Below are 19,876 nucleotides of genomic sequence, written 5' to 3' on the forward strand. Positions count from 1 at the left end.
ACCTTCATCCCCTGCCTGCGCAGTTTCACCCCACGCGCGTGGGGAAAACTCAGTCCAGCTCGGTGACCCGCAGGCTGGCGGCAAACGCGGCATCGGGCGACAGCCGGAGTTTCTGGCCGCTGGTGGTGGTCAGTTTGCGGAGGGTCACCCGCTCGGTCAACCGATAGGGAAAGGGGCGGGCGGCCGTGGGCGGGGCGCTGCCGTCGGGGTCGGTGAACAGGTAGGGGCCAGCATAGTCTTTCGGGTGCTGGCGGTCGTCAATGATAAGGCCGTCAATGAGGATTTCCCGTGGCATGAAGCAGGGATAGCCGAAGTCGTGCTGTCCGTCGTTGCTGGCGTTAATCACGTAAGGCTGAATGGGTGCGCCGCAGGCGGGAATCCACCGGCAGTTGCGGATGACAATGGTGCCTTCCCACGTGCTGCCATAGTCGCCGCGCAGGGTGAGCAGGGAATGCCCGTTGAGCGTGGAGTTTTCCACGGTCAAGGTGCCCCGCCCAATGGCATTCAGCCCGGCGTGGCCCAGGGTGGAGTTGCGGATGGTATAGGCGCCGGAAACGCCCTGGTGGACGTCCATGCGGGACAAGGTGCAGTTTTCCAGGAGGATATTTTTGCAGAAGTTGGCCCCGATGACGCCCCAACGGGTGGTGTCGCAGATGTTGTCCATGCGGCAGCCAATCAGGGTGAAGTTGACCACCTCGTTCGCGCTCAAATCATAGGAGCCCATGCTCACGGGTTTGCCGGCGGCGCCGATGGTGGTGTAGGTCTTGTGCCCGGTGACAAAGCAGTTGCGCAGGGTGACGTTGGCGCAACTGTTCACCGCCAGGAATCCGCTGTAGGGGTGGCCGACGTCCGTCTCTCCCACCACGTGATGAGTCAGGCCCGTGACGGTGGTGTTCGAGCGGTTGATGACGATGTTGCGCGCCCAGTAGTTGTAGCCCTTCTCCTGCTTCATCCGGTTGGCGGTGGTGGTGAAGATGCCGCCTTTGAGCACCAGGGTGCGCTCGTCCATCGGGCGGGCCTCCACGCGGGTGATGGTGTCGTAATTCCAGTCAATATCGCCCTCGATGGTGCCGTCCCGGCGCAGAATGAAGCAATCGCGTTGGGTGGTGCCGTCGTTCTGATTGAGGCCGCGGCGAATATAAACCCGCTGGCGGTTGTTCTCCACGCGCACCCAGCAATCGCGGGGCGGCCGCACGTCCAGGCGGCGTTGGTCGCGGGTGAGGCGCGTTATCGAAAACTTCACGGGCTCGAGCAGCGAGCGGACGACAAACAGCGGCAGGCGGTGGTTTTCGACGTCGGTGTCGTCAATGAGGAAGTGCGCCGTGCCCCAGTCCGTGTCGGTGGCGATGATGGCGGTGAGCGCCCGGCGGCCAAGATGGTAAGTGGCGCCGGGCCGGGCCTGAACCGGCAAGTTGTGGGCGTTGGCAAAGGCGTGCGCCTCGACAATGGCCGGCAAATCGTCGGCCACGCCGTTGCCGACCGCACCAAAGGCCTCATAAGTGACCGGACCATTGGTAGGAACGGCGCGTTTCGGCGCCGCCGCCAGGACGGCGACTACGCCCGCCTGCAAGCCGAGAAGGACGACTATTAGAGTGCAACGCAGCGCCCAGCCACGCCGCGACCCCGTGGGCAGAGCCGCGAGCCGGTGGTGAAAGTTCGCAAATAACATAGGCTTTTCGGGTGTCATCATGGCTTATCCCTGCGAGCGCGTCAGGTCTTAAATTGTCATCCGATTCAAGATAACAGGAAACCTCTGCACAATGGGTTTTGAAAGTTGATGGGTGTGGGTGGTTTTTCACCCCGTTTGATGGACATGGGGGAAGCGACACAATATGACGTAAAAAACCATGCACCACGATGAGCCATTGAAGCGGCGGGCTTTGAGGGGGGTGTGCCTGAAGGTGTGGTTATGGCTGTGTTTGGGCCTCGTTTTTTTGTGGTAGCGAGGTGGTTTTGGCGCCTGTACCGCGGAAGGGAGCGGATTAAGTATTGAGGGGTTTTTTAAGCAGGTTTGGCCCAGGCTGTCGGTCTCGGGGAACACACGTCCCACTGCAGCGGGATAAGGCTTGCGTCCCGCATGCTTTATCCCGCTTCGCGGGACGAGGCGCCTGCGCTACGAGAAATGAAAATTTGACGGGCGGAGTGGTGCTTATAGGGGCGTCTGTTTGACGACAGCAGTTCTGCAATCACGGAGCCGGGAGGCTCCGTGAACCCGCAGGCGGGACGCCTGCGCTACATGAGGCCGACGACCGCGCTACACACCCTCACACTAGTTGTTTCCCACGATGGGGTAAAGGAACACGGATGGACAAGAATTTTGAACAGAAGGGAACGAAGGAAACGAAGGGGGAAAACGCCTCCTCGCCCTGACTCTCTCCTTCAGGGAGTGGGAGAAATTGTAGCTGCGCGGATTATCCTGCTCTTGGCCCCCCTTGGCCTGCGGGACGGAGGCTGAATCCCGCTTTGCGGGACGAGGCGCCTGCGCTACAGAAGGGAAGCCTGCGCCACGACATCTGCTGTATCATTGCAGCTTGGTGCTTACTGGGGCGTCTGTTTGACGACGGCAGTTCTGCAATCACGGAGCCGGGAGGCTCCGTGAACCCGCAGGCGGGACGCCTGCGCTACAAGGACGGGAAGCCTGCGCTACGACAAAGTTTTCACGCGGCCGGGGTTGATGCCATGATGCGTTTGGAGAAAGTCCTGTGTTCTGCCGTGAAACGATTCACAGGCATGTCCAGGCGAAGGGCATGGGAGGAGGCGGCGAAGGGGGAGGGAATTTTGTAGCCATCGTTTGGCATAAGGTGGTGGCGAACCGGGGATTGTGGCGGCGTAAAGGCGGGGAGAGCCGGCCCGGCAATCAAGGTGGGATGGTGGGTTTTCGCCAAGAAAATTTGGGTTGTTCGTGAAAAAAGTGGTGCGCGATAGAGGATTTGAACCTCTGACCCCTTCCGTGTCAAGGAAGTGCTCTTCCCCTGAGCTAACCGCGCAATGGACAGGCTGGCGCTTGGCCGCGCCTGTGCAGAGAATGTGCGGCGGGCGGGGCACGGTGGCAAGCTTAAAAAACGGGGGTTTGGGCGGGGGAGCGGGTGCCTGCTTGCTGCCGTTGTGAGTGGCGGGTGCGGCGCGTTGGCGGGGGCAAAATTTTCCTGTTTTATCAGGGGCGGAGGTGCATACAATGGGCTGGCAATTACATTACATGGCACGCAATGATCAGGGCGAGCCGGCCCCCAACCGCGGTTTCAATGACATTATTGGGATTGCGTTGCTGGCGGCCGCATTGCTGTTGATGGCGGCTCAGTGGTCGTTTGACCGCGGAGACGTGCGGTATTTGCGCGTGCCGCCGCATGATCCGGCGCATAATTGGATCGGGCCGGCGGGGGCGTATGTGGCGTGGGGCACGTTTTTGATCATGGGAGGGGCGGCTTACATTCTGCCGATGCTGCTGATGTTTTTCGGGCTGGGTTATTTGTGGGACTTCATGGCGTATTTGCGGCGCAAGTGGTACACGTGGGCGGCGGCGGGAGTGGTGTTGTTGTGCTGCACGGGGCTGTTGAATTTGTACACTGATGGGGAAACGGTGCGGCAGATGGCCACGCACCGGTATGCGTATGATCAGGCCGGTTTTCTGGAGAAGATTGCGTTCAACATTGGCGCGGACACGGCGGGGGGGCTGCTGGGGTTGTGGTTGAATCAGTATGCGTTTGGCCATTTCGGGCGGGCGGGCGCCACGATCATTTACTGCACGCTGTACTGCATCAGCCTGTATTTCCTGACGAATTTTGAGCTGGGCAACTGGGTGCGCGAGTGGCTGCAGAAACGGCGCGAGGCGGATTTGTTTGCGGGGTTGTCCGAGCCGGAGAAGGAGCTGAAGCGCAAGGCGATGGAGCTGGAGCGGCGCGCGCGCGAGCTGGAGGAGGAGGTGGAGCGCACGGCCAAAGGCAAAGCCCCCGCCGCCCATGGCAAAGCGGGGCCGGAGTTGGGCGCCGATTTGCAACCGGTGCCCGAGCCGACGGTGCGCGATTTAAGTGTGCCGCAAATCAAAACCGCCCCCAAGAAAACCAAAGAGCCCGCCGAGGCCGCCGCCCCCGCTGCCAAAGAGGAGGGCGAGGCCGAGACCGCCGCCGCGCCCAAGGTGGTGCCCGCGGCCAGCACGGCCGACATCCTGGGCAAGGCTGCCGCGCCCTCGGCCAAAGGCAAGGCAGAGCCGGCGGCAGTCGCCAAGACCGCCGCGCCCGCCGACAAGGTCACGCCCGAGGAATCGTGGGAGCCGGTGGAGAACACTCCCGCCAAGGCCCCGGACCAGGAGAATCCCTTTGCCGCTCCGGCCACGCCCGCGCCCGCGCCCGCCGTGGCGCCTGCGCCTGCCGCCAAGCCGAAGGCGGCCGTGCGGAAGCCCAAGCCCATCACGGTGGCGGAGGGGCCGCACATTGGCAACTATCGCCTGCCGTCGCTGGATTTGCTGCAGTTGCCTGATTTGTCGGTGAAGCCGTCCGAGACGAAGGAAGAGCTGATGGCCAACGCGCAGTTGATGAAGAACACGCTGGCGCAGTTTGACATCGAGGTGGCCATTGGGGACATCACCAAAGGCCCCACCATTACGCGCTACGAGCTGCATCCGGCCCCGGGCGTGAAGCTCGAAAAAATCACGGCGCTGACCAACAACATTGCGGCGGCGCTCAAGGCCGAGCGCATCCACATCCTCGCGCCGGTGCCCGGCAAAAGCTCGGTGGGGGTGGAGGTGCCCAACACGGTGAAGACCAAGGTCACGATGCGCGAGCTGCTGGAATCGGAGGAGTGGCTCAACACGAAGGCGCGGATTCCGCTGGCGCTGGGCAAGGATGTGTATGGGCATCCCATCATTGCGGATTTGGCGGACATGCCGCACCTGCTGATTGCCGGGAGCACGGGGTCGGGCAAGTCGGTGTGCATCAACGCCATTGTGGCGTCGCTGTTGTACCGGTTCAGTCCGGACCAGCTCCGTTTTGTGATGATTGACCCGAAGGTGGTGGAGCTGCAGCACTACAACGCGCTGCCGCATCTGGTGGTGCCGGTGGTGAATGATCCCAAGAAGGTGATCCTCGCCCTGCGGTGGGTCATCCATGAAATGGAAAAGCGTTACAAGATTTTTGCCAAGGTGGGCGTGCGCAACATCAAGTCCTTCAACGAGCGCCCGCGCCACAAGCCGCCTCCGCCGCCGCCTGAGCCGGAGCTGCCCCTCACCACGCGGAAGGAAAAAATTGAGGCCGGCGCCGACGGATTTGCGGTGGAGGTGGACGAGCAGATTGTGGTGCCGCGGGAGGACGACATAGTCATCCCGGACAAGCTCAGTTACATCGTGGTCATCATTGATGAGCTGGCGGATTTGATGCTGGTGGCGCCGGCGGATGTGGAGATGGCGATTGCGCGGATTACCCAGATGGCGCGGGCGGCGGGCATTCATTGCATTGTGGCCACGCAGCGGCCCAGTGTGGACGTCATCACCGGTGTCATCAAGGCCAACATCCCCGCGCGCATCGCCTTCCAGGTGGCGGCCAAGGTGGACTCGCGGACGATTCTGGACGCGATGGGCGCCGACAAACTGCTGGGCAAGGGCGACATGCTCTACCTGCCGCCCGGCTCGGCCAAGCTCATCCGGGCCCAGGGCGCGCTGATTACGGACCAGGAAATCCAGAGCATTGTGGACTTCATCAGCGCCCAAGGCAAGCCGAGCTACGACCTGGAAATCACGCAGCAGCTCAGCAAGCCTGCCAGCAGCATGGATGAGGAGGAGGAGGCCAGCGATGAGGACGAGGAGTTGATTCAGCAATGCATCGAGGTCATCCGCAGCGAGCAAAAGGCCAGTGTGTCGCTGCTGCAACGTCGGCTCAAACTGGGTTACGGCCGCGCGGCGCGGCTCATGGATGAGCTGGAGCGCCGGGGAATTGTTGGCCCCAGCAAAGGCGCCGAGCCACGGGACATCCTGATTGATTTGGACGGCACGGGCATGGACGGGGCCAAGTCCGCCGGCGGGCCGGGATTGACGCCGGCCTAGGGCCGCTGCTGGTTATGGCGCAAGCCGCTGTTTTTCTGGATCGCGACGGCACGGTGATTGCCGAGCGGCACTATTTGAAAGACCCGGCGCAGGTGGAGCTGTTGCCCGGGGCGGTGGAGGCCCTGAAGCGGCTGCAGGACGCCGGCTTCTGGCTGTTTTTTGTCACCAATCAGTCGGGCATCGGACGCGGATACTTCACGCTGGAGGAGGCGCTCCGGGTGCAGGCGCGGGTGGAGGAGCTGCTGGGGCGGGGCGGGGTGCGCCTTGCCAAGACTTACCTGGCCCCCGAGGCGCCGGACCAGCCCAGCCGCGGGCGCAAGCCTTCGCCCGCTTTTTTGTGGGATGCGCGAGATGAATTTGGGTTGGACTTGGCGCGGTCTTACATGATTGGGGACAAACTGATTGATTTGGAATGCGGCTGGAATGCCGGTGTCCGCCGCAGCCTGCTCGTGTGCACTGGTTATGGCCGTGAAACTGCCGAGCGGGAGGCGGGCCGGTTGCGTGACGCCGTGGTGGTGCCGGACCTGGCCGCCGCCGCCGAATGGATATTGCTGCAATCATGAAAGGTGGCTTCTTACTGTTTGCCCTTGCGTGCGCCCTGGTGGCGGCTCGCCTGAGCGCCGCCGAGGACTTCCAGACCAATCCCACCAACCAGCCGCCGCGGGGCTGGGAGGTCACCATCACCGGCGCCGGACAGCCGGTTTGGACCGTGCAGGAGGAATCGTCCGCCGCCGCCACCAATCGCGTGCTGGTACAGTCCGGCATCACGCCGCGCCCGTCGTTTCCGTTGTGCGTGCGGCAGGAGCCGGTGTTGCGGGACGGCTGGGTGAGCGTGCGCTTCAAAACGGTGAGCGGCGAGCTAGACCAGGCGGCCGGCGTGGTGTGGCGTTATCAAAGCGCCACGAATTATTATATTTGCCGCGCCAACGCACGCGAAGACAACGTGGTGCTCTACAAAGTCCAGCAGGGCAAGCGCACCGCGCTGCCGCTGGTGGGGCGCAAGGACGGCTACGGGGTGGAGCAGAAGGTCACGCCCGGGCAATGGCACACGTTGCGGGTGGAGTTTCGCGGCCCGCGGAGCACGGTGTTTTTTGACGGGCAGAAATTGTTGGAGGTGGAGGACGAAACCTTCACGCAGGCCGGGCGCATCGGCCTGTGGACCAAGGCCGACAGCGTGACGATGTTTGATGATTTCGACTGGGGCGCCGCGCCCTGAAGTGAGGGGGCCGCCCCTCAGGGCGATGTTTCGCCGCACAAGCGCAACAACTCCGCCTCGTCAATCACCGGCACGCCGAGCTGGCGGGCTTTTTCGAGCTTGGAGCCGGCCTCAGCCCCGGCCACCACGTAATCGGTTTTTTTACTGACGCTGGAGGCCACGCGTCCGCCGGCGGCTTCAATTTTGGCTGTGGCCTGCTCGCGGGTCAGATGGGGCAGCGTGCCGGTGAGCACGAGGGTTTTGCCCGCCAGCCGTCCGCCGGCGGGGCCGGCCTGATACAGGCTGCTCTGGAAATTGACGCCCGCCGCCCGCAGGCGCTCCACCAGCCGCCGGTTGCGGGGGTCGCCGGCCCACTGGAGAATGCTTTGGGCGATGGTCTCGCCCACATCTTCCGCCTTTTGCAACTGCTCCATGCTGGCGTTCAGGATGTCGTCCAGCGTGGGAAAAGTGCGGCTCAAAGATTTGGCCACGCTGGCGCCCACGTGCAGGATGCCCAGCCCAAAAAGCACCCGCCACAGGTCGCGTTGCTTGCTGGCCTCGATGCCCTCGAGAAAATTGCGGGCGGATTTTTCACCCATGCGCTCGAGTTGGCACAGCTCGTCCACGGTGAGGCGGTAGAGGTCGGCCACGTCCTGCACCAGCCCGGTTTTGACCAGTTGCGCCACCAGCACCTCGCCGCCGCCTTCAATGTCCATGGCGCCCCGGCTGCACCAGTGCTCGATGCGCCCGCGGATTTGGGCGGGGCAATCGGGGTTGGGGCAGCGCCAGACGACATAATCCACGCCGGCCTCGGCGCCGCGGGTGACCGGGGTGCCGCACTCGGGGCAGTTTTTGGGAAACACAAACACCTGCTCGGCGCCGGTGCGTTTTTCCGCCACGGCGCGCACCACGGCCGGGATGACCTCACCGGCTTTTTCGATGACGACCCAATCGCCCACGCGAATGTCTTTGCGGCGGATTTCCTCCTCATTGTGCAGCGTGGCGCGGCTGATGGTGCTGCCCGAAAGAAACACCGGCTCCAGCTCGGCCACCGGGGTGAGGGCACCGGTGCGGCCGACTTGAATGGTGATGGCCTTGAGACGGGTTTCGGCCTGCTCCGGCGCGTACTTGTAGGCAATGGCCCAGCGGGGGGCCTTGGCGGTGGCGCCGCAACGCTCGCGCTGGGCCAGCGAGTTGAGTTTAATCACCGCGCCGTCGGTGTCATAGGGCAGGGTTTTGCGAAAGCGGTCCAGCTCGTCGAGCGCGGCGAGAAGTTCTTCGGTGGAGTGGCAGAGCCAGATACGCTCGGGGGTTTTGAAGCCGAGGCGCTGGAGCCAGTGCAACAAGGCATCATGGGTGGGCGGCACCGGCACGCCTTCCACCTGGCCCACGCCGTAAAACACCATTTCCAGGGGGCGCCGGGCCACAATGCGGGGGTCCAGTTGCTTGAGTGAACCGGCGGCGGCGTTGCGCGGGTTGGCGAATTCCTCCTCGCCGGCGGCGCGGCGTTCGGCATTCAGTTGCTCGAAACCGGCGCGGGGCATGAACACTTCGCCGCGGACTTCCAACACCGCCGGCAGTGGGCTGGCGGGGGGCGGGGCGAATAAATCTCCCTGGGGTGGCGCGGGCGGGGCGGGCGGGGTTTGCAGGCGGAGGGGCACGCTGCGAATGGTTTTGAGATTGGAGGTGATGTTGTCGCCCGTGGTGCCATCGCCGCGGGTGGCGCCCACGGCGAGGACGCCCTGCTCGTAGCGCAGGCTCACGGCCAGGCCGTCCACTTTCGGCTCCACCACCCACGCCAGCGCTTCGCCCGGCAGCAGACGTTGCACGCGCTGCACAAACTCCCGCACCTCGCCCTGCGAGTAGGTGTTGTCCAGGCTGAGCATCGGCGCCGCGTGACGATACGGCGGAAAGGAATCCACGGGCTGGCCGCCCACGCGCTGGGTGGGGGAGTCGGGGGTGATGAGAGCGGGAAATTGCTGCTCCAGCTCGACCAGCTCGCGGTAGAGGCGGTCATATTCAAAATCGGAGATTTCCGGCCGGCCCACCACGTAGTAAAGGTAATCGTGACGCCGGATTTCCGCGCAAAGCTGCGCATGCCGTTGCTGGGCGGTTTGCCAGTCCATGCTCGATGTCGCCCGTTATTAAAACGGTCTCCCGCCGCAGTGTCGAGGGCGCAGCGCAGTTTGTTTGGCCGGGAGAAGGGCAGGGCGCGTGGTCTCACGGCGGGGAGTGAGGGGGGGTGAATAGTTCTGGCTTTGATGGCGTCTTTGTCCTAGAATGTCGTGACACATAATTATGAAAAAGTCCATCCTCTTGACCGCAGTGTTGGCGGTGGGCATTGCCTTGCCTGCTGCTGCCCAGGGCAAAAAAGTCCTCGTCGTCACCACCACCACCGGTTTCCGGCACAGCTCGATTCCGGTGGCTGAGAAAATCATCGGCCAACTGGCCAAGGAAAGCGGCGCTTTCACTGTGGAATACGTGAGCCAGCCTCCCAACGAGCCGCGCGCGCCCAAGCGGCCCGGCAACAATGCCACCGAGGCCGAAAAAGAGAAATTCCAGCAGGAGCAGGCGGCATACGAGGCGGCGCGCAAGGCTTGGAATGAAGAGATGCGCAAGGTGTTGACCAAGCTCAGCCCGGCCAATCTGAAGAATTATGACGCGGTGATTTTTGCCAACACCACCGGCGACCTGCCCATACCCGACCGCCAGGGATTTTTGGACTGGATTGCGGCGGGCGGCGGCTTTGTGGGGATGCACAGCGCCACGGACACCTTCCACGGTTTCCGGCCGTTCATTGAGATGATTGGCGGCGAATTTTTGTCGCACGGCGCGCAAGTCAGCGTGGACGCCAATGTGGAAGACCGCGAGTGCTCGGCCTGCCGGCATTTCAAGGCGGGGCAGTTCACGGTGTTTGATGAAATCTATCTGTTCAAGAGCTATGACCGTACCAAAGTGCACAATCTGCTTTCCTTGAACAACCATCCCAATGACAAAACGCCGGGCTATTACCCGATTTCCTGGAACAAGACCTACGGCAAAGGGCGGGTGTTCTACACCTCGCTGGGGCATCGCGAAGACGTGTGGGACCCGGAATGGAAGGACCGCAAGAATCCGCCTGAAGTGGCGCGAGATTACCAGAAGCACATTCTGGGCGGCATCAAGTGGGCGCTGGGTCTGGAAACTTGCGAACCCAAAACGCAACAGAAATAACCGCGCTGGCCGCCAAGCAAAGGCACATTATGAAAACCATCTGGACCTTGATTTTAGGGCTGGCGCTTGCCGGCCAGGTTTGGGCTGCTGACAACGAACAGGGTTTCGTGCCGCTGTTTAACGGCAAGGACCTGAGCGGCTGGAAACTGCGCAATCCCAACGCCAAGAGCTATTGGACGGTGGAAGATGGCATCCTCAAAAACACCATCAAACAAGGCGACCACGGGGTGGATTTGCTGACGGAAAAGAAGTTCTGGAACTTCACCGTGCGCTTCGAGTACCTCGTGCCTGACGGCTCCAACAGTGGTTTTTACCTCCGGGGCCGCCATGAGATACAAATCTTGGGTGATTACAAGAGCGGCAAACCGGCGCCGGGCGGCAATGGCGCCTTGTATGCGTTCAAAGCGCCGGATGTGTTTGCCAGCAAGCCCGGCAATGAATGGCAGACCTGTGAGGCCACCATCATCGGCAACAAAATCACGGTGATCCTCAACGGCAAGAAGATCCACGACAATGTCGTGTGCGATCGTCCCACTGGCGGGGAGGTGGACAACAAGGTGAAGGAGCCGGGCCCCATCCTCTTGCAGGGGGATCATGGCACCGTGTGGTTCCGCAACATTCGCATCAAGGAATTGCCGGCGGAATAACTCCTTCGCCCGCAATTAAACAAGCGCTGCGCCCGGCCCCTTGGGCCGGGCGTTGCCTTTTTCAGCGGCGCAAAGCGGTGTAGCATCGCCGCACCCAGCGCCGGCCGGCTGGGCTTGGAGGGTACACCACCGCAAACGCCAGCGGCAGCACCGGCAACAAAAACCACCCCCAGCGGAATTGCCGCCACCAGCGCCACAGGCCCAAGCCGGGCCATTTTCCGCTCTGCCGCCAGCGGCGGATGGACTCCAGGTACAACTGTCTGACCGGCGCTGGATGCCAGAAGAAAATGCTGCCCAGCAGACCCTTGTCGAGCTTGCGCACCAGTGCGCGGGTGGCTGCCCAGGTGCCGGGCGTGCCCAGGGTGTCCAACTCCACCCAGATTTGCGCCAGCCCTTGCAGGCAGTGGACAGAGTCATCCAGGGGCTGTCCGTGAATTTGAGCCAGAAAATGGCGGGCATTCTCCAACTGCCCGTTCATGGCGCAAAGGCAGGCGGCCGCCGCGCAAAAGCAGATATGGGCCGCCTGGGACTGGCGCATGGCCAGCGCCTTTTCCAGGCAGGTCTCGGCGGCTTGCCATTGACCCCCGGCCAGGAGGGCTTCCAGCCAGTCCGAGTACATGTCGGCGGGCATTTCGCCTTGCTGGTGGAGGCTGGCAAACCACTCCCGGGCGGCCTGGTATTTGCCGATGTACAGCAAAGCCCGCCCGTATTTGGCGGCCAACCGCGCATCGGTGCGCAGCCATTGCTGATGTTGCTTCCCCAGCCGCTGCACCTGCCGGTGCAGGAGCCAGGGAAAAGGCAGGTCGTCATATTTCATCGCACGATGATAAGCATCGGCGGCCGATTTCAGGTATTGCGCGAGGCTGTTCTTGAAAAATGCGCTGTGCCGGGACACTCGGTCCAGATAGGCGGGCAAAGTGAAGCGCCCCTCCAGGAAACGCAGATGAATGTCCATCGCCCCCAAATACGCATGGCAGGGCGGGGATTCAACGGCAGCGGGCTGCGTCTCCAAAGGCTCCAGGGCCTGGCGTACCAGTTGCGTCACTGTGCTCACCGGCACCCGGTCAACCAGATTGTCCAGGGCGTTGAACATGGCCCATTCATCTTCGCCTTCCTTCATGCGGCAAAGCGCGGCAAAGCGGCCTTGGGCGGCATCTACCTCTCCCTGCAACAACAAGAGGCGAATCTCGAACGCCAGCAGCAGGTCCGAAATTCGGCGCGCGCGCTCCTGCTCCAGGAAGCGCCAGGCTTCGGTCCCGTCGCCGGTCTCCTCCGCCAGGCCAATCAGCAGCCCCATGAGGAGATGGCGGTTTTCCTCCTGGCTGGGGTTCAATTCAACGGCGCGCCGGAGGGTGGCGACTGCCGCGGACTTGTTGCCCTTGTGGTAATGCAGCTCGGCCAGCACCCGGAGCGGTTCGGCTTCATGGGGGGCCATCGCCACCATTTTTTCCGCCGTCGCCAGGGCCTGATCATATTGCCCCATTTCTTTCTGCCACGCGCACAACAGATTCAGGGCACCGTAGTGAGCCGGGGATTCGGCCAGCACGCTTTCCATGAGCTGGATGGCTGCGGGCAAATGGCCGCGCTGGCTCTCAATCCATGCCGCGCGCAGGCGCAAACGGAAGGGTGGCGGCTGCAGGGGACCTTCCAGACACACCGCCAGCGCTTCATCGCACCGGTCCAGCAAGGTCAGAAAACGGGCTTTTTCCTCGTGCGCTTTTTCCAGGCGGGGATTCAAGGCAATGGCCCGGTCCACCGCTTCCAGACAGCCCGCGCTCCCCTGTTGGGCCAGACAATCAGCCAGCATCAGCCACGCCTCGGGATCGCCCGGACGCGCTTGCGTCAGTGCTTCGGCCATTTCGACGGCCAGGCGGGGCATCTGTCTTTCCCGGGCCAGGTATTGAAGAATTTCCCAGGCCGTGCCACAGGCGGGGTCCATTTGCAGGGCTACCCGGGCTTCTTGAATTGCGGTTGAGTCATCATTTTCCCGCAGGGCGATTTCGGCCAGGGCCACATGCAGTGGCGCTTCCAACGGGGCATGGGCCAGGCCGCGCAACAATGTTTGCCGTGCTTTTTCCAGTTGGCCATTTTTGGCGTGCAAGTTGGCCAAAAAATAGACGGCCCGCCCAAAGCGGGGATTGATGGTCAACGCCTGTTCCACCGCGGCCACGGCCGCATCGCCACGGCCTTGGACGCGCAACACATCGGCTTGTTCCAGCCACAATTGCGGGACCAGCGGAAACCGTTGGCAGGCTTGTTGGGCCAGGGCCAGGGCCTCCTCCAACTGATGCATGTTTTTCAGTTGCAGGACCACCACCCACCACGCGGCCCACAGGTCCGGCCGGGCGGCCAGAGCTTCGCGCAGCCGGGCCAGCACTTTTTCGGGGGGCAACAAGCCATGGGCCGCATCGCGGAAAGCCGGCAGGGCTTCCTCAAAAACCACCTGCCGCACCAGCTCGGCTTGGATGAAATCCAGCGCCGCCGCGCGCTCCTCCTCGGTGGCTGAGAGCTCCACCAACTGCATCATGGCGTGGCCGTTGTTCACATCCAGCCGCAGGGCCTGCTCATAATCGGCGCGCGCCTCGGCCCGGCGGCCAAGCTGCCTTAAAATGTCACCCCGCACCGTGTAGATTTTGGGGGAGCGGGGGGTGAGAGTAATGGCCCGCTCGGCTTCGGCCAGCGCCTCGGCGTGGCGGCCGGCGGCGGCATACCGCAGCGCCAGGTCGCATCGCGCCTCAGTGTCCACTGGGTTCGCCGCCAACAAGGCTTGCAGGGCTGGCTCGGCTACCGCGAGCGGTTCTTGCGCCATTTTTTCCGCGCGCAACCGCAGCAGGCCGCAGTGGCCGGGAAAGCGGCGGCACATTTCCTCGAGGTGCGCGCGGGCGGTGGCCAGGTCATGCGTTTCCGCCAGCAGTTGATACACCTGAGCCTGAGCGTCCATCGCCAGCGGCTCGACTTGCAGCACCTCCTGCCAGCAGGCCAGGGCCTGGCGCAAATCCGCGCGATAGACCGCCAGTTGCGCGGCGACGCGCAGCCAATGGCTGTGCCGCGCATGGCCGCGCGCCTGCTCCAGCAGTTGTTGCGCGGGCGCCGCCCGGCCATGCCGCGCGAGGGCATCGGCGTAAAACAGCATCAGTTCGCCATCCTCGGGGCGGCGGTTGCGGGCTTCTTCCAAAACGGCGAAACCTTCCTCGGTGCGCCCCAGGTAGGCCAGGCACTTGAACAGCGTCATGGCCGGAACGGAGGATAAATGGCCCAGCTCGTCAAAGCGCCTCCGCAAAAACGCCAGCCCCGCCTCGCTTTGGCGCAGGTGGAGCAGCGAGGAAAAGTAGCTTTCGGCCAGGTGCTCGTTATGTTGCGCGGCGCAGGCGGCCAGCCGGTAATGCATGGCCGCTTCGGCCAGGCGGCCTGCTTTCCACAGCACATCCCCCAGAATGCCCAACAGGTCCGGGTCGGTGGGAGCGGTTTTCAGGGCGCGCTGCACAAGCCGCTGGGCGCGGGACAATTCGCGGTCGTCCTCCTTCAGGGCGGCGGCCAGCCGGGCCAGAAAAAAAGGTTCTTTGGGGTGAAGCGCCAGCAGGTGATCCAGAAACTCCAGGACTTCCTGGCGGGTGGCGGTGGCTTCCAGTAAATCCAGTTTGACGCGCAGCAACCGGGGATTTTTGGGGAATTGGGCCAGCCAACGCTCGACGTATTGCAGGCTGGCGGCGGGGTTTACATCGTACGCGCTTAAGGCCCAGCCGGCCGAGCAGGTAATCCAATGGTTCGGATGGCTTTGACTCAAGGCGGCAAGCGCCGCCGCTGCCTGGTCCCGTTGATGCTTCTCCAGGGCGCACTGCACGGCATGCAACTGGTCAAACAGGGCGGCGTCGGGAAGCTCCAGTCCCTCCAGACGATGAGCTTCCGTCGGTGGCAGCATGACCAGCCCGCGGGGGCCAAAAGGAGCATAACTTTGCTGGAATCTTGGCCAGATGGCTTCGGAAAGATAGTAATGATAGGGGTCGCGCAACAGAAGGGATTGGCGCAGTTCATCGTAGCCCACCAACGCCTGCAAATGGCCGCTGTTGACTTCCACCGTGGTCAGCGCAAAAGGCACGCCCCGGTCAATTAGCGCCAGAGCCGCCTCCCACGTCACGCTAAACTCCCGCGTGACCAGCCCCTGGCTTTCAGCCCAACGCCGCTGGCTGTGGGAAGGCGTGCCGTCGTAGCAAATTTGTTCCGCGATTTCCAGGTGGTTGATAGGCTGCTGCCAATACTGCGCCAGAGCCGCCAGGGTGGCCGGCGCGCAGGTTTTGTGATGCTGGCGGACAAAGTTCACCGCCAGACAACGCCGGCGCCGGGGCGGGTCTGGCAGGTCCAGGCGCCGGGCCAGCTCGCGATGCCAGACATCCCGGTGACGGCTTAGCTCCAAAACCCGCGCACAATGCTGCCGTGCTCCGTCCAGGTCCCCCGCCCGGCAGGCCAGAGTGGTGCGGCTGCGCGCCACCCAGTGATGCACGGAGCGGTCCGCCAGCGGCGCGACCTGCACAAAATGTTCCAGGGTGGCCAGGGCTTCAGCTTGCAACCCCAAATCCAGTTCCAGACAGGTGAGGGCCGCGGCAATGGGCGCGCATGCGGCACGTTGGACGGCGGCGCGTAAAAAAGCCAGGGCCTCCTCATCGCGGTCGAGCACCTGCAAGAAGTGAGCGGTGCTCAGGATGGCAGGGCGATACAAGGGGCTGGCTTCCACCGCGGCGCGGGCCAGGGCCAGCGCTTCTTCATACCGGTCCTGCCTTTCCAGAATACTGGCCTGGCATACCTTCCCCCAGGGAAGCTCCACGGCATACGCCTCCGCCCGGCGCATATAATCCGCGGCCGTTTCAAAATCCCGGAAATCCGCCTCCACCATGGCGCGCAAGGTCCAAAAGTAATGGCAGGTTTCCGCGTCCACGGTTTCGCCGGGTTCTGGCATGGCCTGTAAAAATTGGCGGGCTTGCCAGCATCCCTGCTGCCGCGCGAGGTTGTGCGCATAAAACACCCCCGCGGACAAATCTCGGGGATGTCGCTGGTAATTGCGCCGGTGCAGAACTTGGGACAGCCGTTCGCTGCCGAGCGAGGCCGCCAGGCGCCCGGCCCAGGTGCGTGACCGGCAGCCGGTCCAGGTCCACAAGGGTGGGTGTGCGCGCAAAAGCTCCCACAGCCGCAGCATCTGGCTTTGATGATACCAAGGCTCAATTTGCGCGATGAAAGCCTCCGACAATGTTTCTGCTTCGGGTCCCTGCATGATGCTTGGCGCTCCGCCATTCCCTGGGCCGTTGCCGGTCCATGCCGCGGCAACGGCATAACAGATATTTGCTGCGGAGATGCCGGCTGGAGATGATGGAGGCAGCCTGGCCGAATCACAAGTTCTTAATCACCTCCCCTCAGCAAGGGCGTTTCCGCCAGGAAACACCTCGCAAAAAATGCCTCGCAGGTATTGCTGGGCAGGAGGGGGCAATCCCTGCAGGCTGGCCCGGGCGGAAGCATTCCTTGCCGGACGGGGCAACCCAGCGCACTTTTAGCTTCTGAAGCTGCCGCGCTCCGGCTTTACTGAAAGGACCTATGTTGACGCAAGATGACGTACTCAAGGCGCTGAAAGCGGTGAAGTATCCCGGCTATTCGCGGGACATCGTCTCATTCGGGCTGGTCAAGCAAGTGCAGGTGGCCGCCGAAGCAGTAGCCGTGCACTTGGAGCTGACTTCGGCCCGCCCGGAAGTAGCGGCCCAGCTCAAGGTGGAGTGTGAGCGCGTCTTGCAGCAACTGCCCGGCATCCGCACCGCGGCGGTGGATGTGCGCATGACCGGCGGAGGCGGGGCGGGGGCGCCGCCGAATCCCTGGGCGGGGCAGGCGCGCGTGCCGGGGATTGAGCGCATTGTGGCCGTGGCCAGCGGCAAGGGCGGCGTGGGCAAGTCCACCTGCTCGGCCAATCTGGCCTGTGCGCTGCAACGCGAGGGGTTGCGCGTGGGCTTGCTGGACTGCGACATTTACGGTCCCACGATTCCGTTGATGATGGGCACCCGCCAGCGGCCCACCATTACGCCCGATGAAAAACTGCTGCCGCCCTGCGCGCACGGGGTGAAATTGATGTCCATCGGATTTTTATTGGAGGATGACCAGCCGGTCATCTGGCGCGGGCCGATGATTGTCAAAACCATCCAGCAATTTTTGGTGCAGGTGGAGTGGGGCACGCTGGATTATTTGATTGTGGATTTGCCTCCCGGCACCGGCGATGCCCAGCTTACGCTTTGCCAAACCGTGCCGCTCGACGGCGGCGTGGTGGTGACCACCCCGCAGGAGGCCTCGCTGGGAGTGGTGCGCAAAGGTATTGCCATGTTTGAAAAGGTTAACGTGCCTGTCCTGGGCCTCATCGAAAACATGAGTTATTTCACCACGCCAGACGGGCAGCGCCTGGAAATCTTTGGCCACGGCGGCGGACGCCACGAAGCCGCCCGCAAAGGCCTGCCCTTCCTGGGAGAAATCCCCATCTTCGTGGAAATCCGCGAGGGCGGGGACCAGGGAGTGCCCGTGGTGGTGGGACGGCCCGACAGTGCGGCGGCGGCAGCCTTTCGGGCGGTGGCCCGGGCCATGCGCGCGCAGGTGGAGCAACCGCGGCAGGCTGGTTAAGTCAGCGCGCCGCCCACCATTTCTGCAACGCCGTTTGCAGCACGTCCGCCAGCCGGTGGCTGGCGAAGGCCGTCTGCCGCTGCAAGCGCAACAGCCCGGCCATGGCGCCGGGTTTTTTCAGCACGGCGCCCGCCAGTTTGAGCGGCGAGAGCTGCTGCTCCGCATCCGCGAGCTGATTGAAGTCCAGGGGCAAATCCTCCTCCGCGGCATCCGAAATGACCCGCACCGTCGCTGAAACCACGCCCGCCCGCCGGCAGTGCTCGCGAATCCATCCGGACTCCATCTCCACGGCGTCCGCGCCGGTTTGGTGATGGCAGGCGGCCTTTTCGCGGGCGGTGATGAGCATGCGCTCAGCGCAATGAAAACGGCCGGGCGTGGCGCCGGCCTGCTGCAAAAACGCGGCCAGCGGCAGCGCGGCGTCTGCCTCGAATAACACCGTGCCCACGGGCAGGCCGGGACGCAGGCCGCCGGCAAAACCGGCGGTGATGACGAGCGCCGGCGGGGCCTGGCCCAAGATTTCTTCAATGGCCTGCTCGGCACGGGCGCGGCCAACCCCCGTCACGCGCAGCAGGAGGCGCGGCTCGGCCCGCGCATACGCCAGCAGCGGCGCTGCTTCGCGCGGCAGGGCCATCAGGACCACCACGGGCTGGGGGGAGGGGGACATGGCGTGTCGCGGACGCCGCGTTATTTGATGCCCGCCAGCCGCTGTTTCCAGAGGTGATAAAGCTGCACGGTGGCTTTGACGTCGCGCAGGCAATACTCGGCCACCTCGCGTTGTTTGCCTTCCGCCATGAGCTGGGGCACGTCCATGCCGGTGACGCCCTGCATTTTGGGGCTTTCGATGCCAAAGGCCTTGCAATAGAAATCCAGGTTGAACTTGCGCGCCGCGCCGTCGCGGCCGCTGACGCCGTAGAAGGTGAGCTGCTCGGCCAGGTCGCAATGCGGCTCGGCCGTGAAACGATACCCCAGCCAGTCCTTGCGGCTGATGGGCACATTGAGCAGCGCGGAACGCAGGTATAAAAAGGGAATGTCGAAGGAACGCCCGTTGAAGGTCACAATTTGGTCGTAGTGTTTGGCCACGTCCCAAAAGGCGTTCAGCATTTCCGCCTCGTCGGGGAAGGGCACAAATTCCACCGGCCCCGCCTCCTCGGCGTCATCCTCATAATCCTCGGCAACAAACAGGACCTGGCCGCGGAGGCTCTCGGCATTGAGCATGGCGATGCACACCACCTGCGCCGTGAGCGGGTAGAGACTCATGAGATGCTCCAGCTCGGCCCGTTTTTGGGCGCGCGCGGCTTCATCCTCCAGTTTGTCGGCTTCGCGGAAGAGGTATTCGCGCTGGACTTCGTCAAAGTTTTCCACCGGCAAAGCCGTGGTTTCGATGTCAAAAACCAGAGTGGCCATGGCTTGAATGCAACACGTGATGGTTTGCGGGTGGCGTTGCCACGGCGCTCAACCTATCGTGGCCTTCCTCCGGCGACAAGCCGCAAAACGATGGCGCGCACGGGCGCCGGCGGTCTCACGGTACAATGATGGCCACCGCCTCAATCTCAATCAGCAAATCACTGCGGCAGATGCCCGCCTGAATGCCGGTGCTGGCAGGGTAGGGGTCCAGTCCCAGGGCATCGTAGAACTCGGTGCGGATGCGGTTGAACTCGGCGTAATCACGGTCAATGTCGCGCAAGTAACAGGTGGTGCGCACCACGTCGTGCCACGTGGCGCCCTCGCTTTCGAGCAGCTCGGTGATGTTGTGGTAGGTGCGCCAGAGCTGCGCCCGGAAATCGCCCGGGTACAGGGTCTCGCCATGGGGTCCCACGCTGGAGGTGCCGCTGATGAGCAACTGGATGTAATGGCTGGGCAGTTCGAGCCGCAAACCGCGGGTGAACGCGCTGCCATAAACCGGCGCCTCGTTCAACACGCCGGGGGCACAGATGGCCTTTTTCAGAATGGGCACGCGGCCTTTGGGCAGTTTCTTGATTAACCCGCGCGGAGCGGGAGAACAGGGCGGCAGCCCCAGGGCGGCGCGCTCTTTTTGTTCTCCCGGACTATAATAAATGCCTGAAGCGGGGAGTTTGGCTCGAACGTTTTTTTTCTTCATGTCATCAAGGTCCATCCGGCAGTGACTGCATTAATTTAGGTAATTATCTT

At 63.2% G+C, this 19,876-nt stretch carries 12 protein-coding genes and 1 tRNA gene; 6 read left to right on the forward strand and 7 right to left on the reverse strand.

The genetic code is table 11. The features are described from left to right. Window positions 1-49: 49 nt before the first annotated feature. Both NXS98_RS14945 and NXS98_RS14950 read right to left on the reverse strand, forming a co-directional pair. On the reverse strand, window positions 50-1,669 hold the full coding sequence (locus NXS98_RS14945; protein ID WP_283845831.1) for a hypothetical protein: 1,620 nt from the start codon (window positions 1,667-1,669) through the stop codon (window positions 50-52). Between the two features lie 1,243 nt (window positions 1,670-2,912). Continuing rightward, window positions 2,913-2,987 (reverse strand) — tRNA-Val (locus NXS98_RS14950). Window positions 2,988-3,196: 209 nt separating this feature from the next. Here NXS98_RS14950 and NXS98_RS14955 point away from each other — a divergent pair. From NXS98_RS14955 to NXS98_RS14965, 3 genes are read left to right on the forward strand one after another with little or no spacing between them, the layout of a single operon-like run. Continuing rightward, entirely contained in the window at window positions 3,197-6,031 is a 2,835-nt protein-coding gene (locus NXS98_RS14955) for an FtsK/SpoIIIE family DNA translocase (protein WP_283845832.1), read from the forward strand. 14 nt (window positions 6,032-6,045) lie between these two features. After that, on the forward strand, window positions 6,046-6,594 hold the full coding sequence (locus NXS98_RS14960) for a D-glycero-alpha-D-manno-heptose-1,7-bisphosphate 7-phosphatase (RefSeq protein WP_283845833.1): 549 nt from the start codon (window positions 6,046-6,048) through the stop codon (window positions 6,592-6,594). After that, window positions 6,591-7,247, forward strand: coding sequence for a 3-keto-alpha-glucoside-1,2-lyase-like domain-containing protein (locus NXS98_RS14965; protein ID WP_283845834.1), 657 nt, complete (start codon window positions 6,591-6,593; stop codon window positions 7,245-7,247). Before NXS98_RS14960 ends, NXS98_RS14965 begins: the two co-directional genes overlap by 4 nt. A 17-nt stretch (window positions 7,248-7,264) precedes the next feature. Here the strand turns inward: NXS98_RS14965 and ligA are convergent, their stop codons facing one another. Beyond that, window positions 7,265-9,352 carry an NAD-dependent DNA ligase LigA gene (gene ligA, locus NXS98_RS14970; protein WP_283845835.1) on the reverse strand — a complete coding sequence of 696 codons (2,088 nt, stop codon included), beginning with the start codon at window positions 9,350-9,352 and terminating at the stop codon, window positions 7,265-7,267. Between the two features lie 172 nt (window positions 9,353-9,524). On the opposite strand from ligA, the gene NXS98_RS14975 reads away from it, so the two are divergent. Together NXS98_RS14975 and NXS98_RS14980 are read left to right on the forward strand one after the other, a co-directional pair. Next, entirely contained in the window at window positions 9,525-10,439 is a 915-nt protein-coding gene (locus NXS98_RS14975) for a ThuA domain-containing protein (RefSeq protein ID WP_283845836.1), read from the forward strand. A 29-nt stretch (window positions 10,440-10,468) separates the two neighbouring features. Further along, window positions 10,469-11,086, forward strand: a complete 618-nt coding sequence (locus NXS98_RS14980; protein ID WP_283845837.1) for a 3-keto-disaccharide hydrolase — start codon at window positions 10,469-10,471, stop codon at window positions 11,084-11,086. A 61-nt stretch (window positions 11,087-11,147) separates the two neighbouring features. Here the strand turns inward: NXS98_RS14980 and NXS98_RS14985 are convergent, their stop codons facing one another. Continuing rightward, entirely contained in the window at window positions 11,148-16,349 is a 5,202-nt protein-coding gene (locus NXS98_RS14985) for a tetratricopeptide repeat protein (protein WP_283845838.1), read from the reverse strand. Window positions 16,350-16,666: 317 nt separating this feature from the next. Between NXS98_RS14985 and NXS98_RS14990 the strand changes: the two genes are divergently transcribed. Then, window positions 16,667-17,728, forward strand: a complete 1,062-nt coding sequence (locus NXS98_RS14990; protein ID WP_283845839.1) for an Mrp/NBP35 family ATP-binding protein — start codon at window positions 16,667-16,669, stop codon at window positions 17,726-17,728. Between the two features lies 1 nt (window position 17,729). Here NXS98_RS14990 and NXS98_RS14995 read toward each other — a convergent pair whose 3' ends face one another. The 3 genes from NXS98_RS14995 to NXS98_RS15005 form a co-directional block, all read right to left on the reverse strand. Beyond that, complete coding sequence (locus NXS98_RS14995) at window positions 17,730-18,392, reverse strand: phosphorylase family protein (protein ID WP_283845840.1); 663 nt, start codon at window positions 18,390-18,392, stop codon at window positions 17,730-17,732. A gap of 20 nt (window positions 18,393-18,412) precedes the next feature. Next, the gene (locus NXS98_RS15000; protein WP_283845842.1) at window positions 18,413-19,132 is read right to left on the reverse strand and encodes a ribonuclease H-like domain-containing protein; all 720 of its coding nucleotides are present in this window, start codon (window positions 19,130-19,132) and stop codon (window positions 18,413-18,415) included. 115 nt (window positions 19,133-19,247) lie between these two features. Next, a complete protein-coding gene (locus tag NXS98_RS15005) occupies window positions 19,248-19,826 on the reverse strand; it encodes a Rid family hydrolase (RefSeq protein ID WP_283845843.1) in 579 nt (192 codons plus the stop codon). Window positions 19,827-19,876: the final 50 nt, after the last annotated feature.

The organism is Fontisphaera persica, from assembly GCF_024832785.1.
Lineage (GTDB): Bacteria > Verrucomicrobiota > Verrucomicrobiia > Limisphaerales > Fontisphaeraceae > Fontisphaera > Fontisphaera persica.

Bases quoted from the DNA above. Each gene is read 5' to 3' on its own strand.
- NXS98_RS15000 (WP_283845842.1), bottom strand. From the start codon at position 19,132: ATGGCCACTCTGGTTTTTGACATCGAAACCACGGCTTTGCCGGTGGAA.
- NXS98_RS14975 (WP_283845836.1), top strand. From the start codon at position 9,525: ATGAAAAAGTCCATCCTCTTGACCGCAGTGTTGGCGGTGGGCATTGCC.
- NXS98_RS14955 (WP_283845832.1), top strand. From the start codon at position 3,197: ATGGCACGCAATGATCAGGGCGAGCCGGCCCCCAACCGCGGTTTCAAT.
- NXS98_RS14945 (WP_283845831.1), bottom strand. From the start codon at position 1,669: ATGTTATTTGCGAACTTTCACCACCGGCTCGCGGCTCTGCCCACGGGG.
- ligA (WP_283845835.1), bottom strand. From the start codon at position 9,352: ATGGACTGGCAAACCGCCCAGCAACGGCATGCGCAGCTTTGCGCGGAA.
- NXS98_RS14985 (WP_283845838.1), bottom strand. From the start codon at position 16,349: ATGCAGGGACCCGAAGCAGAAACATTGTCGGAGGCTTTCATCGCGCAA.
- NXS98_RS14995 (WP_283845840.1), bottom strand. From the start codon at position 18,392: ATGTCCCCCTCCCCCCAGCCCGTGGTGGTCCTGATGGCCCTGCCGCGC.
- NXS98_RS14960 (WP_283845833.1), top strand. From the start codon at position 6,046: ATGGCGCAAGCCGCTGTTTTTCTGGATCGCGACGGCACGGTGATTGCC.
- NXS98_RS14965 (WP_283845834.1), top strand. From the start codon at position 6,591: ATGAAAGGTGGCTTCTTACTGTTTGCCCTTGCGTGCGCCCTGGTGGCG.
- NXS98_RS14980 (WP_283845837.1), top strand. From the start codon at position 10,469: ATGAAAACCATCTGGACCTTGATTTTAGGGCTGGCGCTTGCCGGCCAG.
- NXS98_RS15005 (WP_283845843.1), bottom strand. From the start codon at position 19,826: ATGAAGAAAAAAAACGTTCGAGCCAAACTCCCCGCTTCAGGCATTTAT.
- NXS98_RS14990 (WP_283845839.1), top strand. From the start codon at position 16,667: ATGTTGACGCAAGATGACGTACTCAAGGCGCTGAAAGCGGTGAAGTAT.